Annotated in this window: 18 protein-coding genes; 13 read left to right on the forward strand and 5 right to left on the reverse strand. The window is 64.9% G+C overall.

Going from position 1 to position 17,297, the window contains the following annotated elements; translation table 11 throughout:
* Positions 1-7 precede the first annotated feature (7 nt).
* Positions 8-2,488 carry a ligase-associated DNA damage response DEXH box helicase gene (locus GRI68_RS12350; protein ID WP_160617557.1) on the forward strand — a complete coding sequence of 827 codons (2,481 nt, stop codon included), beginning with the start codon at positions 8-10 and terminating at the stop codon, positions 2,486-2,488.
* A gap of 66 nt (positions 2,489-2,554) precedes the next feature.
* Here the strand turns inward: GRI68_RS12350 and GRI68_RS12355 are convergent, their stop codons facing one another.
* From GRI68_RS12355 to GRI68_RS12370, 4 genes are all read right to left on the reverse strand, one after another.
* A complete protein-coding gene (locus GRI68_RS12355) occupies positions 2,555-3,019 on the reverse strand; it encodes an ExbD/TolR family protein (protein WP_160617558.1) in 465 nt (154 codons plus the stop codon).
* Between the two features lie 48 nt (positions 3,020-3,067).
* Complete coding sequence (locus GRI68_RS12360) at positions 3,068-3,601, reverse strand: ExbD/TolR family protein (protein WP_199799759.1); 534 nt, start codon at positions 3,599-3,601, stop codon at positions 3,068-3,070.
* 82 nt (positions 3,602-3,683) lie between these two features.
* On the reverse strand, positions 3,684-4,496 hold the full coding sequence (locus GRI68_RS12365; RefSeq protein WP_160617559.1) for a MotA/TolQ/ExbB proton channel family protein: 813 nt from the start codon (positions 4,494-4,496) through the stop codon (positions 3,684-3,686).
* A gap of 66 nt (positions 4,497-4,562) precedes the next feature.
* The gene (locus tag GRI68_RS12370) at positions 4,563-5,246 is read right to left on the reverse strand and encodes an energy transducer TonB (RefSeq protein WP_160617560.1); all 684 of its coding nucleotides are present in this window, start codon (positions 5,244-5,246) and stop codon (positions 4,563-4,565) included.
* Between the two features lie 344 nt (positions 5,247-5,590).
* Here GRI68_RS12370 and GRI68_RS12375 point away from each other — a divergent pair, with 344 nt between their 5' ends.
* On the forward strand, positions 5,591-6,433 hold the full coding sequence (locus GRI68_RS12375) for a hypothetical protein (RefSeq protein ID WP_160617561.1): 843 nt from the start codon (positions 5,591-5,593) through the stop codon (positions 6,431-6,433).
* Positions 6,434-6,445: 12 nt separating this feature from the next.
* On the opposite strand, the gene GRI68_RS13680 is transcribed toward GRI68_RS12375, so the two are convergent.
* The gene (locus GRI68_RS13680) at positions 6,446-6,982 is read right to left on the reverse strand and encodes a hypothetical protein (RefSeq protein ID WP_199799760.1); all 537 of its coding nucleotides are present in this window, start codon (positions 6,980-6,982) and stop codon (positions 6,446-6,448) included.
* 77 nt (positions 6,983-7,059) lie between these two features.
* Between GRI68_RS13680 and glpX the strand changes: the two genes are divergently transcribed.
* The 11 genes from glpX to GRI68_RS12435 all read left to right on the forward strand — a co-directional run bounded on the left by glpX (position 7,060) and on the right by GRI68_RS12435 (position 17,290).
* Positions 7,060-8,070, forward strand: coding sequence for a class II fructose-bisphosphatase (gene glpX, locus GRI68_RS12385; protein WP_160617562.1), 1,011 nt, complete (start codon positions 7,060-7,062; stop codon positions 8,068-8,070).
* 86 nt (positions 8,071-8,156) lie between these two features.
* Positions 8,157-9,092, forward strand: coding sequence for a ribose-phosphate pyrophosphokinase (locus tag GRI68_RS12390; protein ID WP_160617563.1), 936 nt, complete (start codon positions 8,157-8,159; stop codon positions 9,090-9,092).
* Position 9,093: 1 nt separating this feature from the next.
* Positions 9,094-9,897, forward strand: a complete 804-nt coding sequence (locus GRI68_RS12395) for an inositol monophosphatase family protein (RefSeq protein ID WP_160617564.1) — start codon at positions 9,094-9,096, stop codon at positions 9,895-9,897.
* A gap of 99 nt (positions 9,898-9,996) precedes the next feature.
* Positions 9,997-10,626: an outer membrane beta-barrel protein gene (locus GRI68_RS12400; RefSeq protein WP_160617565.1), complete on the forward strand. Its 630-nt coding sequence runs from the start codon at positions 9,997-9,999 to the stop codon at positions 10,624-10,626.
* Positions 10,627-10,725: 99 nt separating this feature from the next.
* Positions 10,726-11,490, forward strand: a complete 765-nt coding sequence (locus GRI68_RS12405; RefSeq protein WP_160617566.1) for an SDR family NAD(P)-dependent oxidoreductase — start codon at positions 10,726-10,728, stop codon at positions 11,488-11,490.
* A gap of 1 nt (position 11,491) precedes the next feature.
* On the forward strand, positions 11,492-12,235 hold the full coding sequence (locus tag GRI68_RS12410; protein ID WP_160617567.1) for an SDR family oxidoreductase: 744 nt from the start codon (positions 11,492-11,494) through the stop codon (positions 12,233-12,235).
* 119 nt (positions 12,236-12,354) lie between these two features.
* Complete coding sequence (rpmI, locus tag GRI68_RS12415; RefSeq protein WP_160617568.1) at positions 12,355-12,558, forward strand: 50S ribosomal protein L35; 204 nt, start codon at positions 12,355-12,357, stop codon at positions 12,556-12,558.
* A 53-nt stretch (positions 12,559-12,611) separates the two neighbouring features.
* On the forward strand, positions 12,612-12,971 hold the full coding sequence (rplT, locus tag GRI68_RS12420) for a 50S ribosomal protein L20 (RefSeq protein WP_160617569.1): 360 nt from the start codon (positions 12,612-12,614) through the stop codon (positions 12,969-12,971).
* A 79-nt stretch (positions 12,972-13,050) separates the two neighbouring features.
* Complete coding sequence (gene pheS / locus GRI68_RS12425) at positions 13,051-14,148, forward strand: phenylalanine--tRNA ligase subunit alpha (RefSeq protein ID WP_160617570.1); 1,098 nt, start codon at positions 13,051-13,053, stop codon at positions 14,146-14,148.
* Positions 14,145-16,544 carry a phenylalanine--tRNA ligase subunit beta gene (gene pheT / locus GRI68_RS12430; RefSeq protein WP_160617571.1) on the forward strand — a complete coding sequence of 800 codons (2,400 nt, stop codon included), beginning with the start codon at positions 14,145-14,147 and terminating at the stop codon, positions 16,542-16,544. The genes pheS and pheT overlap by 4 nt, the downstream gene beginning before the upstream one ends.
* Positions 16,541-17,290: an SDR family NAD(P)-dependent oxidoreductase gene (locus GRI68_RS12435; RefSeq protein ID WP_160617572.1), complete on the forward strand. Its 750-nt coding sequence runs from the start codon at positions 16,541-16,543 to the stop codon at positions 17,288-17,290. The genes pheT and GRI68_RS12435 overlap by 4 nt, the downstream gene beginning before the upstream one ends.
* Positions 17,291-17,297 lie beyond the last annotated feature (7 nt).

Genomic DNA, 17,297 nt, shown 5'->3' on the forward strand with positions numbered 1-17,297 from the left:
ACAGGGGGTGAGTACAAGCACCGTCCCGCCTGAAATCGCCGAATGGTTCGACGCGCGTGAGTGGCGGGTGCGGCGGCACCAGTCGGACATGCTCGAGGCGGACGATGCGGGCCGCCACGCGCTGCTGGTGGCCGATACGGGCGCGGGCAAGACGTTGGCGGGTTTCCTCCCGACGCTGGCCGATTTCGCCCCTTCGCGGCTCGATGGCGACGTGGCGCCCGAAGGCCTTCACACGCTTTACGTCTCGCCGTTGAAGGCGCTGGCGCACGATGTGCAGCGCAATTTGCTGACCCCGATCGAGGAGATCGGCCTGCCGATCCGGGTCGAGACTCGCAGCGGCGACACCCCGTCCGATCGCAAGAAGCGCCAGCGCACCAAACCGCCGCATGTCCTGCTGACCACGCCGGAGAGCCTGTCGCTGTTGCTGTCCTATCCGGAGAGCTTCGAGCTGTTTGCCGGGCTGAAGCGCGTGGTCATCGACGAGGTCCACGCTTTTGCCACCGGCAAGCGCGGCGATCTGCTCGCGCTCGCGCTGTCGCGGCTGCAAGCGATCGCACCCGATATGCGGCGCGCGGCGCTGTCGGCCACTGTGGCCGATCCCGAGGGCTTTCGCGCCTGGCTCGCGCCGTGGGGCGCGATCGACGAGGTTGCACTTGTCGAAGGCGAGGAGGGCGCGCCTGCCGAGGTTGAAATCCTGCTGCCGGACGAGGAGCGGGTGCCCTGGGGCGGGCATGCCGCGACCTGGGCGATCCCGCAGCTCTACGAGCTGATCCGGCAGAACAATACGACGCTGATCTTCACCAACACCCGCTTCCTGGCCGAATACACGTTCCAGAACCTGTGGGACGTGAACGACGACAAGCTGCCGATCGGCATCCACCACGGCTCGCTCTCGAAAGAAGCGCGGCGCAAGGTCGAGGGAGCGATGGCGCGCGGCGAATTGCGCGCGCTGGTCGCCACCGCCAGCCTCGACCTCGGCGTCGACTGGGGCGACATCGATCTGGTCGTCCAGATGGGCGCGCCGAAAGGCTCCTCGCGGCTGTTGCAGCGGATCGGACGCGCCAATCACCGGCTCGACCAGCCGAGCCGCGCAATGCTGGTGCCCGGCAACCGGTTCGAATTCCTGGAGGCGACCGCGGCAAAGGAAGCGGTCGACGAAGGACAGCGCGATGGCGAGGATTTCCGTCCCGGCGGGCTCGACGTGCTGGCCCAGCATGTCATGGCCTGCGCTTGCGCCGCGCCGTTCCGCGAGGACGCGCTGCTTGCCGAAGTCCGCTCAGCGCTGCCCTACGCCTGGGTCGATGCGGACATCTGGGACCGGGTGCTGCATTTCGTCGCCACGGGGGGCTACGCGCTCAAGGCCTATGACCGGTTTCGCCGGATCGTGCGCGACAAGGTTGGCGAGTGGCGGCTGACCCATCCCGAACACGCGGCGCGCCATCGCCTCAATGCAGGCATCATCATCGATTCGGAGATGCTCGATGTGCGGTTCCGCAACGGGCGCTCGCTGGGGCGCGTTGAGGAGCGCTTTGCCGCCTCGCTCTCGCCCGGGGATACATTCGCCTTTGCCGGGATGAGCCTCGAGGTCGAGCGGATCAAGGACATGGAGTTGACGGTCAAGGCATCGACCAAGGCCGCGATGATCCCCTCCTATGGCGGGCAGCGCCTGCCGCTGACGACCCATCTCGCGGGGCGGGTGAAGGAGATGCTGTTCGATCCGGGCGGATGGGCACGTTTCCCCGACGATGTGCGCGAATGGCTCGAAGTGCAGGATTGGCGTAGCCAGATGCCGTCGCCCGATCGGCTTCTGGTGGAGAGCTTCCCCCACGGGAAACGCGAATACTCGGTCTATTACACCTTCGCCGGGTGGAACGCGAACCAGTCGCTGGGCATGCTGATCACCCAGCGGATGGAAGCGCGCGGTCTGGCGCCGATGGGCTTCGTCGCCAATGATTATTGCCTCGCTGTGTGGGGCCTGAGACCGGTCGCCGACCCGGCCGCCCTGCTATCGCCCGATATCCTCGACGAGGAATTCGTCGACTGGGTGCAGAACTCGCACCTGCTGCGCCGCGCGTTTCGCGAAGTGGCGGTGATCTCGGGCCTCGTCGAGCGCCAGCACCCGGGCAAACGCAAGAGTGGCAAGCAGGTCACCTTCTCGACCGACCTGATCTACGATGTGCTTCGGAAATACGAGCCCGACCATGTGCTGATCGAAGCTGCCTGGGCCGATGCCAAGGCGCGGATGACCGATATCGGAAGGCTCGCCGACGTGCTCGAGACCGCCGCCGATCGGCTGTGCCATGTCGAGCTGGACCGGGTCAGCCCACTGGCGGTGCCCGTCATGGTCATGATCGGGCGCGAACATACCCCACAGGGCTCGGCCGACGATGAATTGCTGCTCGAGGCCGAAAGCCTCGCAGGACAGGCGATGACGCCGGAGAAAGGCGAGGAGGGCCGGCGCAAGAAGCCACGCAGACTGTCCGATTGAGTCGACCGGAAACAAAGAAGGGGCGGATCGCTCCGCCCCTTCTTTCATGTCGTTGGATGAAACCGCCTAGTTGCTGGCATTCACATCGAAAGGCTGGATGTCGGTCTTACCGAACCCGGCATATTGTTCGTTGCCGACGAAACCGAACTTCGTGACGCCCGACCCTTTGATGATGTCGAGCACCTTGGCCGAAAGGTCGTAGGACGCATTCGCCATCGGTTCGAACTGCAGTTCCGGCTCGACCTGGTAATCGAGCGAGGCCTGCAACAGGCCGAGCAGTTCGCCGTCGGTTTTCTGTTCGCCGTTCCACATGATCCGGCCGTCTTCGGTGAGGACGACCTTGTTCTTGATCGGATCGACATCGGTCGGATCCGCGTCGGACGGGACCGGAAGGTCGATATTGACCGCGTGGGTGGCCACCGGGATGGTGATGATGAACATGATGAGCAACACGAGCATGACGTCGATCAGCGGCGTCGTGTTCATTTCCATCATGGGGGAGCCGTCGTCTTTGCCGCCGGACATTGCCATGAGGTGTTCTCCTTGGTTTTCCCGATCCCCTTGGGATCAGGAGGGGGCTCAGATGCCCGGTTCGACCGGGTTCGAGATGAAAGCGACGATCGGGTAGCCGGAAACCTGCACACCGTAGATCGCACCGGCGACGCAGCGCCACGGGGCTTCCTGGTCGGCGCGGATGTGGACCTGCGGAATCATGTCCGGGTTTTCCATCAGCACGTCTTCACCACCGGCTCGCTCGATGAGATTGAGCAGATAGTCGCTCGCCCGCTGCTGCAGTTCGGTGGAATCGACCGGCGTGACGTTGTTGAAATAGATCCGGCACTCGCCGCCCCTGCTCGCGCCGCCATAGCCCGGTTGGCCCGCGCTCAGCCCGTTCTGGTCGGTCGTCGTGACCGTGAGCAGCAGGTTCTCCACCTTGTCATCCGATTCGGTGGTTTCGATGATCGGAATGCGGAGGTTCTCGATCTGCTGGATCGCCACTGGAACGGCGATAAGGAAGATGATGAGGAGCACCAGCATCACGTCCACGAGGGGCGTGGTGTTGATGTCCGACATCGGCGTTTCTGCGCCGCCTCCGCCCGAAGAAATTGCCATGACCTAAATCCTGTCTAGCGTGTTGGTCGTTGCGGTTGGGAAGGGGCGGTGCACGGTATCGTGCGCCGCCCCGTAATCCCGATTACTTCTTGGTCGGCGGGGTGGTGGTGCTGGTGCCCGGGGCACCGACCTTCGCCGGGGCGGGCTTGGCCGCCGTCGTCGTGGTCTTGGCGGGCGCCGCGGTGGCGACGACCGGCTTCACCTTGCCGTCCGACGAGATGTAGGCAAGCACGTCGGTCGAGAAGCCATGCAGCGTCTCGGCGATCCGCTTGTTGCGCGCCTGCAGGTAGTTGTAGGCGAGCACCGCCGGAACGGCGACGAGCAGGCCGAGCGCGGTCATGATCAGGGCTTCACCGACCGGGCCGGCGACCTTGTCGATCGAGGCCGAACCGGCGATGCCGATGTTGATCAGGGCGCGGTAGATACCGACAACCGTACCGAACAGACCGATGAACGGTGCGGTCGCACCGACGGTGGCCAGGAACGACAGACCCGAAGCGAGCTTGGCGTTGATCGTGTCTTCCGAACGCGCGAGCGAGCCGTGCAGCCAGTCATGCGCTTCGAGGCTGTCGCCCATCTTGGCGTGCTGCTCTTCGGCGACGATGCCGTCGTCGACGATCTGGCGCCAGGCCGAGTCTTTCTCGAGCTTGGTGGCGCCTTCCTTGAGGCTGTTCGCACGCCAGAAATTGCCGCGCATCTTCTTGTGCTGGCTCATGATCTTGCGCTGTTCGAACCACTTGGTGAACAGGATGAAGAACGAGCCGAAGCTCATGATGGCCAGGATGATGACGGTAGCATAGGCGACGGCGCCGCCCTGTTCGAGCGCTTCCCAGAAACCGAAAGCGTTCTTCTTGGCTTCGGCATCCGCCGCGACGGTCAGGATTTCAAACAACATGGGTTAGGTCCTCTTCGAAAGTTCATTCATAGCTGTGTTGGCAGATAACCGCCTATTTTAAATACGTTAACGCAAAACGTACTCGAAGGAGTAGCTCATCGTATCGGTAACGGGATTGCCGGCATCGTTGAGAGCCGGGTTGAACCTGGCGTACCGTTCCATCCCGCTGCAAGCAGCGCTGTCGAGATCGCTGCTTCCGCTCGAGCGGGTGACCGAGCAATTGCTGACTCGCCCGTTCGTACCGATCGTGATGCGCATACCGACGACGCCTTCACGTTCTTCGCGGATCGCACGGCTGGGATAACGATCCTGAATCTGGCGAGCCCAACGTCCCTGGTTCTGGGCCGACGCCGAACGAGCCTGCGAAGGCGGGGGCGGCGGTGCCGGAGGCGGGGGCGGTGCCACGGTCGGCGCGGGCGGCGGAATCTTGAACACCGTCGGCGACTGGGGGGGCGGAATCCGCGTGGTGGGGATCGGCGGAGGATTCGGGTTGACGTTGACCGGCGCCGGCGGAACGTAAGCCGGCGGCGGAGACACTTCCTGCTGCGGCTCGGGCGGCGGCGGAGGAGGAGTCTCTTCCGGCTCGGGCGGTTCTTCAATGTCCACGGTCGTAACGCGTTCAGCCACCTTCTCGAACGCTTCCGCGGCGAGACCCGAAATCAGCCCGTAGCCGATGATCAGGTGGATGATCGCAACGATGATGAAAGCGGTCACCTTGTTACCGCTCATCTGTTGATCAGCGTAAGCCATTCAGCCGCATCACTCCTAACGTCTGGCCCGGCGGGGGAGCCGGGTCGGGGGCACCGATATCCCGAGTGGGAAGGCGGTGCTCCTTGGTTAATTTTCGACCACTCTGGAAAAACGAACGCATCGAGTCCCCCAAAAGGTTCCCGGCGAGCTCCCGTCCCCACGAGCGGCACTGCTGTGCCACGACCGCTCCCACGGCCTGCATATACGGGCCTCTAGCTGTTGGATGGTGGCGGCGCAACGCTTTCGTGTTAACTCGCGATTCACACGCGCAACGTTCTATCCTGTCTTGCATCGGCAGGGTCGCGTAACGATTATTGCGCATCCAAAAAGGACGGTCAAACACCATGAAACACGCGCTTATCCCTGGTTTTCTGCTGCTCGCTTCGGCGTGTTCGGGGGTGCCCTTCGCAGCCGCGGCGCCGGCGCAGGAAGCGCCCGCTCGCACCGGGCTGACCTACCCCGACCTCGTTGGGCTCGCCGAATCGTCGCCGATCGTGATCGAGGTGCAGCCCACCCGTGCGATCGCGCTCGAACCCGAGCGCGCTCCGGGCGTCGCACCGGGAATGGTCCGCCTCTATGTCGAGGCGGATACGGTCCGCCTGCTCGGCTCGCGCGCCCCGATCGGGGCGCAGGTGAAGTATCTCGTCGATCTGCCGCGCGATGCCAAAGGCAAGCCTCCGCGGCTCGAGAAGACCAGCCAATTGCTGTTCGCACGTCCCGTTCCGCAGCGGCCGGGCGAGTTGCAGCTCGTCGCGCCCGACGCGCAATTCCCCGCGGCCGACCCGATGCTGGTCCCGGCAGTAATTGCCGTATTGCAGGAACTCGCTTCCGAAAACGCTCCGCCTGGGATCACGGGCGTGCGCGAATCGATCCATGTCCCTGGCAATCTGGCAGGCGAGGGCGAGACGCAGATATTCCTCGAAGCGGGAGGCGCTCCGGCGGCCATCACCGTGCGGCGCAGGCCGGGCCAGCCGACCCGCTGGGGCGTGTCGTTCAACGAGTTGGTGGCGGATGTGAACAACCCGCCGCGGCGCGACACGCTCGCCTGGTATCGCCTCGCTTGCGCGCTTCCCGCCAGCCTTCCGCGCGGGGCGGACCTGTCGGGCAATCGCGAGGCTTCGCAAAAGGCGGCGGAGGACTATCGCTTCGTCATCGACGAGCTGGGCCCGTGCAATCGTACGCGCTGACGCGCACCGACCTTACTCGTCCGGCGGTGCGTCTTCGATCGGCTCGGGATCGGGCATGCCGCTGCCGCCGTCATACCCGCGCGGGGCCAGCCCTCGCGCAACGCGATCGGCATCCGAGCCTGGGGGCGCTTCGGGAATCGCATCGAGATCGATGATGATCGGCTGTTCGGGCGGACACGGCGGGATGAAACACCCCCGGGCGACAACCATGCCGTGATTGGGAATGCCGAACGTGTCCGGGGCCCGGGGGGTGTCGCCCTTCATGTCCACCGTCCGCCAGTCGGGGCCGTCCTGAATCCGGAACTTCGCATTGTCGCGCGGAGCGCAGATGACGACCCTGTTCTGCAGTGGATCGGGTTCGCATTCGGGCGGAAGCGGTGGGCCGACCACAGGCTCGCTGTCGTCGATGATGGTGTCGGCAGTAACGGGCTCAGCCTGCGGCTCCTCCGAGGGCGCCGTTTCATCGACGTCCCCATCCGTGCCCTGGGCAAGAGCCGGCGACGCGAATGGGAGGACCGTTGCGGCAAGCAGCACGGCTAATCTCGACAAATTGTGTGCCCCTCTCTAAGCGCGCGGGCTAACAGCCCCGGCCTTTTGGATGTTTTCGGGCTGAATAGGGAGTGAACATGTCTGCCCAACCCCAAGCCCTGACGCCGAGCAAGGTGCTCGACCGCGTGCTGGTTCTCGAAATGGTGCGCGTGACCGAAGCTGCCGCCGTCGCCGCCTCGAAACTGGTCGGCCGCGGTGACGAGAAGGCCGCCGATGCAGCCGCCGTAGAAGCGATGCGGCAGGCATTCGACGAGCTCTACATGGATGGCACCGTGGTAATCGGCGAAGGCGAGCGCGACGAGGCCCCGATGCTGTATATCGGCGAGAAGGTCGGCGGAGCTCCCGAAGATGGAAATGGCAAGGGGGGCCCCAAGATCGACATCGCGCTCGATCCGCTCGAAGGCACCACGATCACCGCAAAGGCCGGACCCAATGCGCTGGCCGTTCTGGCGGCGGCGGAAAAGGGCTGCCTGCTGAACGCGCCCGACACCTATATGGACAAGCTCGCGGTCGGCCCCGGCTATCCCGACGGCGTCATCGACCTCGCCAAGTCGCCGACCGAAAACGTCAAGGCGGTGGCCGAGGCCAAGGGAGTCGATCCGTCCGAGATCGTGGTCTGCGTGCTCGATCGCGACCGCCATGCCGAGATCATTTCCGAATTGCGCAGCCTCGGCTGCGGCGTGGTCCTGATCGGCGACGGCGATGTAGCGGGCGTGATCGCGGTGACCGATCCCGACACCACGATCGATCTCTACATGGGACAGGGCGGGGCACCCGAAGGCGTGCTCGCCGCGGCCGCACTGCGCTGCGTCGGCGGCCAGTTCAACGGTCGTCTCGTGTTCCGCAACGACGACGAGAAGTCGCGCGCGCGCAAATGGGGCATCGCCGACGAGGATTTCGACAAGATCTACAAGCTCGAAGACCTCGCCAAGGGCGATTGCATCTTCGCCGCCACCGGCGTCACCGACGGATCGCTGCTCGACGGCGTGAAGCGCCTGCGCGGCGGCAAGATGACGACCGAAAGCGTCGTCATGCGCGCCAGCAGCGGCACGGTCCGCTGGATTCGCGGCGAACACCGTACGGGGTAAAAGGGGGCGGAGCGCGTTGTCCGCTCACGACCCTCTCGGCTAGAGCGCGTTGCACGAATCGCGGCGCAAATACGGGAACAGCATCCATGAAAATCATGTCGGCCAATTCGAACCTGCCGCTGGCGCGGGCGATTGCGGGCTATCTCGAAATGCCGCTGACCGATGCGTCAGTCCGCCGTTTTGCCGACGAGGAAATCTTCGTCGAGATCCACGAGAACGTGCGCGGCGAAGACGTGTTCGTGCTGCAATCGACCAGCTATCCGGCGAACGACAACCTCATGGAATTGCTGATCTGCATCGACGCGCTGCGCCGCGCATCGGCGCGCCGGATCACCGCCGTGATCCCCTATTTCGGCTATGCCCGGCAGGATCGCAAACCGGGGCCGCGCACGCCGATCTCGGCCAAATTGGTGGCAAACCTGATCACCGAAGCGGGCGCCGATCGTGTGCTGTCGGTCGATCTTCACGCCGGCCAGATCCAGGGCTTCTTCGATATCCCGACCGACAACCTCTACGCTGCGCCGGTGATGGCAGCGGACATCCAAGCCCGCTACGGCGACCAGGACCTGATGGTGGTCTCGCCCGATGTGGGCGGCGTGGTTCGCGCGCGCGCCCTGGCCAAGCGGCTCGACAACGCTCCGCTGGCAATCGTCGACAAGCGCCGCGACCGCCCGGGTGAAAGCGAAGTGATGAACATCATTGGCGACGTGAAGGATCGCCACTGCATCCTGATCGACGACATCATCGATTCGGGTGGCACGCTGTGCAACGCCGCCGAAGCGCTGCTCGAAAAGGGCGCGAAGTCGGTCGCCGCCTACATCACCCACGGCGTGCTCTCGGGCGGCGCGGTAGCGCGAGTCGACAAGAGCTCGCTCACCGAACTGGTCGTCACCGACACCATCCGCGCGACCGATCCGGCCAATGACAGCAAGCGCATCCGCTACCTGACCATCGCCCCGCTGATTGGCGAAGCCGTCCGCCGCATCGCCGACGAAAGCTCGGTCTCGAGCCTGTTCGACTGACGTGTCGCCCGCCGATGACCTGAAACTGGCGCACGGTCTTGCCGATGCTGCGGGTGAAGCCATCCGCCCACTGTTTCGCGGCGATTGGTCGAGCGAGCGCAAAGCCGACAAATCGCCCGTCACCGAGGCCGACAAGGCCGCCGAAGCCGCGATTCGGTCCATTCTGGAGGCCGAGCGGCCTGATGACGGGATCCATGGTGAGGAGTACGGGCTTTCGAACGAGAGTGCCGGGCGGCGCTGGGTGCTCGATCCGATCGACGGGACGATCAGCTTCATGGCCGGGCGGCCGATCTTCGGTACGCTGATCGCGCTGTTGCAGGATGGTTGGCCGGTGCTCGGCATCATCGACCAGCCGATCGCCAGGGAGCGCTGGGCGGCACGAATCGGCGAGGCGACGACCTTCAACGGCGCGCCAGTGCGCACGCGCGCCTGCAAATCGCTTGACGACGCGGTGCTCGCCACCAGCAGCCCGCATTACTTCACCCCCGACACCGCCGAAGCCTACATGCAGCTCGCCGCCGCGGTTGGCGGCAACGAGCGGCAGGGCACGATCGTCTATGGCGGCGATTGCTACAATTACGGCCTGCTCGCCAGCGGCCACATCGACGTGGTCTGCGAGGCCGGGCTGGCGGTTTACGATTACGCCGCGCTGGTGCCGGTGGTCGAAGGCGCGGGCGGCACGGTCAGCGACTGGCAGGGCAATCCGCTTGATGCCGATAGCGATGGCACCATGCTCGCGCTCGGCGACCCGGCGCGGCTCGAAGACGTGCTGGAAAAGATGGCACCGCACGCGCACGACCATTGAGGCGATACGTTCCTCGATCTCATATCTGTTTCGTTCAGATTTCTCGCCCTAAAGCTTTCAAGTCCGCTTATCGGCGGTCTTGGAACAGAGGGTAAGCTCATGAAGAAATTGCTGCTGGCGGCGACCGGTGTCGCCTTGCTTCCGCTCCCCGCGCACGCGCAGGATGCCGACGAATATTACGACGACGAACCGGTCGTCACCGCGCGCGATGGCCTACGCATCGAAGGCCGCGTCCTGTGGGAACGCATCAACGATCCGGATGAAGCGGCGCTGATCAATTACGAACTCGGCTCGGGCGTCGGCTTCGGCGGCGAGATCGGCTACGACGTTGCGGTCAGCGACAGCGTCGTGGTCGGTCCGTTCGTCAGCTACGAAGCGTCGAGCGTGGAGGAATGCGATTTCGACCTGTGCGTATCGAGCGACGGCTATCTCGCGGCGGGCTTGCATGCCGGCTTTGCGCTTGGGCCCACCAGCCAGGTCTATGGGAAGCTCGCCTATTCGCAGCAGACGATCGACGTCGAAGGGATAATCGACGATCCGGTGCTCGGAGCGATTGCCGTGAACGAAAGCGAGAGCGGCGGCGGCTTCCAGATCGCGGTCGGCTATGAACAGGGCTTCGGCCGCAACATGTACGGCCGGATCGAAATCGGCTCGGGCGAGAACCAGGACATTTACGGCTTCGATTTCCAGCGCACCCATATCGGAGCGGCATTCGGCGTCCGGTTCTGATCCCGCATCTGATTTTTCAGACCACGTAGGGGCGCCTTTTCCCAAGGGCGCCCCTTTCTTTTTGCGAAACCGCTGAGCCACGTGCCGCGTTGGTTCGGAATGAGCGAACACAAGACCATTCTCGTCACCGGAGCAGGCAACGGCATTGGCCGCGCCACCGTCATGCATTTTCATGGGAAGGGCTGGCGCGTTGCCGGGTTCGATACGGATGGAGAGGCGCTCGGAGAATTGCGCGGCGCGCTGCGCGAAGGCGAAGCGCTGTTGGTCGAGGCCGATGTCGGTAACGAGACGGCGGTTTGCGACGCGTTCGACGAACTGAGCGATTGGCTGGGCGACGATCCGCTCGACCTGCTGGTCAACAATGCGGCCATCGCCGATCCCTATTGCGGTCCACTGGAAGACCTCGCGCTCGCCGATTGGCAGCGCTGGATCGATGCGAGCCTGACCGCCGCTTTCCTCGTCAGCCGCTCCGCCGTCCCGCTGCTGCGGCGTGGCGAGAGCGCGAGCATCGTCAATATCTCTTCCACCCGCGCGGTGATGAGCGAACCCGATACCTTTGCCTATGCGGCGTCCAAAGGCGGGATCGACGCGCTGACCCATGCGATGGCGGTCTCGCTCGGCCCCGATATCCGCGTCAACGCGATTCGGCCCGGATGGATCGAAACCGGACCGTGGCAGAAGCAGGCCGAGCGCACCGAGCCCGATCACCGCGCAAAGGATAACGAGCAACACCCTGCGGGACGCGTGGGGCGGACCGCGGATATCGCCGAAGCGGTCGAATATCTCCACGGCGCGGGCTTCGTGACCGGCCAGCATCTCAACGTCGATGGTGGCATGACGGTGAAGATGATCTACGAAGACTGAGATGAGCAGCGAACTGGACGGGAAAATCGCGCTGGTAACCGGCGCGGCGCGTGGGCTGGGCTACGAGATCGCGGCGCGCCTCGCGCAGGCTGGGGCGAGCGTGTGGATCAACGGGCGCGATGCGGACGCCTTGCGCGATGCCGCTTCGCGAATCGGCAGCCGGGCCACGCCGCTGCCCTTCGACATTTCGGATGACGATGCCACGCGCGATGCCTTTGCGCGGCTCGCCGATGAAGGCGGGCTCGATATCCTCGTCAACAATGTCGGCATGCGCGATCGCCGTCCGCTCGCCGAGCTGGAGCGTGGCGACATGTCGGCTCTGCTGGCGGTCAATCTCGTCGCACCGTTCGATCTCGCGCGGCGTGCGGTGCCGCTGATGGAACGTCGCGGATACGGACGGATCGTCAACATCACCTCGATCGCCGCCGACATCGCGCGCGGCGATGTGCTCTACACCGCGAGCAAGGGCGGGCTCGCTGCGCTGACCCGCGCACTGGCCGCCGAACTGGGGGGCAGCGCGATCACCGCCAATGCGGTCGCACCTGGCTATTTCGCCACCGACGCCAATGAGGAGATGGTCGCCGATCCGGAGATCGCCGCGCATCTGGCCCGCCGGACTTCGCTGGGCCGCTGGGGCGAGCCGCACGAGATCGCTGGCGCGGTCGCCTTCCTCGCGTCGCCGCAAGCGAGCTACATCACCGGTCAGACGCTGGCGGTCGACGGGGGCTATCTCAGCCACTTCTGACTTGCATTTCGCGCCCGAAACGCTATCTGCGCGGCCTTCACCGACACGTGAATCGGATGCCGGCCTGGCCGTTAGGGCTGCCAGGGCTGGTGTGAACGTGTCTCTGACAGGAGATGAAAATGCCCAAGCTGAAGACCAAGAGCGGCGTCAAAAAGCGCTTCAAGCTCACCGCTTCCGGCAAGGTCAAGCACGGTGTCGCCGGTAAGCGCCACCGCCTGACCAGCCATAACGCGAAGTATATCCGCCAGCAGCGCGGGACCAAGGTTCTTGCCAAGGCCGATTGGGCCGCGGTGAAGAAATGGGCCCCCTACGGACTCGATTGATTCAGCCGGGTCGGGCGAGTGCCTGACCGCGCTTTTTTAGAGAAGGATATACTATGCCTCGCATCAAACGTGGCGTTACCACGCGCCAGAAGCACAAGCGGCTGCTCGACCAGGCCAAGGGCTATCGCGGTCGTCGCAAGAACACCATCCGCGTTGCGCGCCAGGCCGTCGAAAAGGCCGGCCAGTACGCCTATCGCGACCGTAAGGTTAAGAAGCGCAGCTTCCGCGCTCTGTGGATCCAGCGCATCAACGCTGCGGTCCGCGCCGAAGGTCTCACCTATTCGCAGTTCATGCACGGCGTGAAGCTCGCCGGCATCGAGCTCGACCGCAAGGTGATGGCCGACCTCGCCATGAACGAGGGCGCCGCCTTTACGCACATCATCAAGCAGGCCAAGGATGCGCTTCCGGCCTGATTGATCGATGTCTTGAAATCGAAGGAAGCGCTGCCCCGCCGGGGTGGCGCTTTTTTCTTGTCCCGCTAAGAGGCCCGCCATGAGCGACGATACCCAATTGAACGAAACGCTGGCGTCGATCGACGCCGCCGCCGATGCCGATGCGCTGGAGGCGATCCGTGTGTCTGCCCTGGGCAAGAAGGGCTGGGTTTCGGCCCTGCTCAAGACGCTGGGCGGGATGAGCCCTGACGAGCGCAAGGTCGAAGGCCCCAAGATCCAGGGCACCCGTGCGGCGGTGGCCGATGCGATCGCGGCGAAGAAACAGGCATTGGACGATGCCGAGCTCGAAGCTCGGCTGGCCGCCGAAACGCTCGATTTGTCGCTCCCCGCACCGGTCGCGCCCAAGGGCTCGATCCACCCGGTCAGCCGGGTGATGGAAGAGCTGGCGGAGATCTTCGCCGATCTCGGCTTCACGGTGGCGACCGGGCCGGAGATCGAGGACGACTGGCACAATTTCACCGCGCTCAACATGGCGGAGACGCACCCTGCGCGCGCCATGCACGATACGTTCTATTTCCCGGACAAGGATGCTGAAGAGCGCGCGATGCTGCTGCGCACGCATACCTCGCCGGTGCAGATCCGCTCGATGGTCGAAGGCGGCGCGCCGGTGCGGCTGATCGCGCCGGGCCGCGTCTATCGCAGCGACAGCGACGCCACGCACACGCCGATGTTCCACCAGATCGAAGGCCTGGTGATCGATAAGGACATCCATCTCGGCCATCTCAAATGGACCCTCGAGACCTTCCTCAAGGCGTTCTTCGAAACCGAGGATATCGTGCTGCGCCTGCGCCCGTCCTATTTCCCCTTCACCGAGCCTTCGGTGGAGGTCGATGTCGGCTATCGCAACGAGAAGGGGCGCCGTGTGGTCGGCGGCAATGGCGACGACGACGGGCATGACTGGATGGAATTGCTGGGCAGCGGCATGGTGAATGCGCGCGTGCTCCAATTCGCCGGGCTCGACGCATCCGAATGGCAGGGCTTCGCCTTCGGCGTCGGCGTCGATCGCCTCGCCATGCTCAAATACGGGATGGACGATCTGCGCGCCTTCTTCGACGGCGATGTGCGCTGGCTCGACCATTACGGGTTCGATCCGCTGGCCGTGCCAACCCTTTCCGCCGGTGTGGGAGAACAGGCATGAAATTCTCGCTCGAATGGCTGAAATACTACCTCGACACCGAGACGAGTGCCGCCGAAATCGCCGACACGCTCAACGCCATCGGCCTTGAAGTCGAAGGGGTGGAAGACCCCGCCGAACGGCTCGCGGGCTTCCGCGTGGCCGAGGTGCTGACGGCCGAGAAACACCCCGATGCCGACAAGCTGCAGGTCCTCACCGTCGATACCGGTGAAGGCGATCCGTTGCAGGTGGTCTGCGGCGCACCCAATGCGCGTGCGGGGATGAAAGGCGTGCTCGGCCTGCCCGGTGCGGTCGTGCCCGCCAACGGGATGGAATTGCGCAAGAGCGCGATCCGCGGGGTCGAATCGAACGGCATGATGTGTTCGGTGCGCGAACTCGAACTCGGCGACGAGCATGACGGGATCATCGAGCTTCCCGGCGATGCGCCGGTGGGTGAGAGCTTCGCCGATTACAGCGACTCGTCTCCGATCTTCGATGTCGCGATCACGCCAAACCGCCCCGATTGCATGGGCGTGATGGGCATCGCGCGCGATCTCGCCGCGGCGGGCATCGGCACGTTCAAACCGGTCGAGGTGCCAGCGATCGAGGGTGAAGGCGCGTGCCCGGTCGAGGTGCGGATCGAGGATAGCGAGGGTTGTCCCGCCTTCCACGCCCGCGTCATCCGCGGCGTGACCGATGGGGCCTCGCCCGAATGGATGCAGAAGCGGCTGATCGATGCGGGCCAGCGCCCGATTTCGGCGCTGGTTGATTGCACCAATTACCTGATGCTCGCCTGCGGGCGTCCGGCGCATGTCTACGATCTCGCCAAGCTCTCGGGCCCGGTGGTGGCCCGCAGGGCCAACGACGGCGAAACCGTCGAGGCGCTCAAAGGCAAGACCTACACGCTCGACGACAGCATGACCGTGATCGCCGACGATGAGGGCGTGCACGATATCGGCGGGATCATGGGCGGCGAGCACAGCTCGGTGAGTGATGGGACCACTGACGTGCTGCTCGAAATCGCCTATTTCGAACCCGAAGCGATCGGGGTGACCGGGCGCAAGCTCGGCCTCGCCACCGATGCCCGCACCCGGTTCGAGCGCGGAGTCGATCCCGAATTCCTCGACGACGGCCTGGCCCTGTTGACCGACCTGATCGTGAAGTCTTGCGGCGGCGAGCCGAGCGAGGCGGTTCGCGTGGGCGAGACCGATACCGAATGGCAGGTGCTCGGCTTCGATCCCGATCTCACCCGCACGTTGGGCGGTATCGATATCGCCGAGGACGAGCAGCGCCGTATCCTCGAAGCGCTCGATTTTCGGGTCGGCACCAACAAGCGTGCATGGGACGTATGGGTGCCGCCGCGTCGACACGACATCGACAACCTGCCGGACCTGGTCGAGGAAGTCATCCGCATCCATGGGCTCGACAAGGTCGAGAGTGTGGCGCTCCCGCGCGCCGATGGCGTTGCCCGACCAACTGCAATCGCCGAGCAGAAGCTCGAGCGCAAGGTGCGCCGCGCCGCTGCCGCGCGAGGGCTGCACGAGGCGGTCACCTGGTCGTTCCTGCCGACCGACGTGGCCGAGCGTTTCGCCGAAGATTCGACGCAGCTCTGGTCGCTCGCCAATCCGATTTCGGAAGACATGAAGACGATGCGGCCGTCGCTGTTGCCCGGGCTGCTGATGGCGGTGCAGCGCAATCTCGATCGCGGTGCGAGCGCGCTGCGCCTGTTCGAGCTGGGCCGCCGCTATGGCCGGGGTAAGAACGGCGCGAGCGACGAGCGGCTGACGCTGGGCGCGGTGCTGGCAGGCGACAAGACGCCGCGCGGCTGGGCCACCGGCAAGGCGCAGGGCTTCGATGCCTACGATGCCAAGGCCGAAGCAATGGCGCTGCTCGCGGCGGCTGGCGCGCCGGTCGACAATCTGATGGTGATGGGCGAGGCTGGGGGGCAATGGCATCCCGGCCAGTCGGGCACGCTGCGGCTGGGGCCGAAGAATGTCCTCGCGCGCTTCGGCATGCTCCATCCGCGACTGACCGATAGCTTCGATATCGATCGTCCGGTCGCGGCGGTGGAGATCTATCTCGATGCGCTGCCCAAGGGTCGGAAATCCGATTTCGCGCGCCCGGCCTATACGCCGCCCGCGCTCCAGGCGGTCACTCGCGATTTCGCCTTCCTGTTCGATGCCGACAAGCCCGCGTCCGACCTGCTGCGGGCGGTGAAAGGCGCAGACAAGAAGCACATCGTCGATGCGCAGATTTTCGACGACTTCCGCGGTGCGGGCGTGCCCGAAGGAAAGCGCTCGCTGGCGATCGAAGTCACGCTGCAGCCCGGTGAGAAGAGCTTCACCGAGGACGAACTCAAGGCGATGTCGGACGCGATCACCGCTGCGGCCGCCAAGCAGGGCGGGGAGCTGAGAGCATGAAGACCGCATTCGTCACCGGCGCGACCGCCGGCATCGGCAAGGCCACGGTAGAGGCGCTGGTCGAGGCCGGCTGGCGCTGCGTTGCCACCGGTCGCCGCCAGGAACGCCTCGATACGCTGGTCGAGCAGCTCGGGTCGGACAAGGTCCACCCTTGCGTGTTCGACGTGCGCGACGAGGCGGCGATGGATGCTGCGATCGCGGCGCTGCCCGATGACTTCGCGGGCATCGACCTGCTGGTGAACAATGCCGGGCTCGCGCAGGGCCTCGCACCCGCGCAGGAAGCCGATCTCGACGATTGGCAGACGATGATCGATACCAATGTCTCTGCCATGGTCCGGCTGACGCGCAAGCTTCTGCCCGGGCTGGTGGAGCACAAGGGCGCGATCGTCACGATCGGCTCGGTGGCGGGCAGCTACGTCTATCCGGGCGGCAATGTCTATGCCGGGTCGAAGGCGTTCGCTAACCACTTCACCCTGGCGCTGCGCGCCGATCTGCACGGCACAGGGGTGCGCGTGACCTCGATCGAGCCGGGCATGGTCGAAACCGAATTCACTACCGTTCGCACGGGTAGCAAGCAAAAGTCCGACGAGTTCTACGCCGGCACGAATCCGATGACGGGCGAGGATATCGCGGCAACGATCCGCTGGATCGCCGAATTGCCGCCGCACCTCAATATCAACCGGCTGGAGATCATGCCGGTAACGCAGGATTTCGCAGGCTTCCGCGTCGCCCGCGACGAAGGCTGACAACAAA

Source organism: Alteriqipengyuania halimionae (assembly GCF_009827575.1).
GTDB lineage: Bacteria > Pseudomonadota > Alphaproteobacteria > Sphingomonadales > Sphingomonadaceae > Alteriqipengyuania_A > Alteriqipengyuania_A halimionae.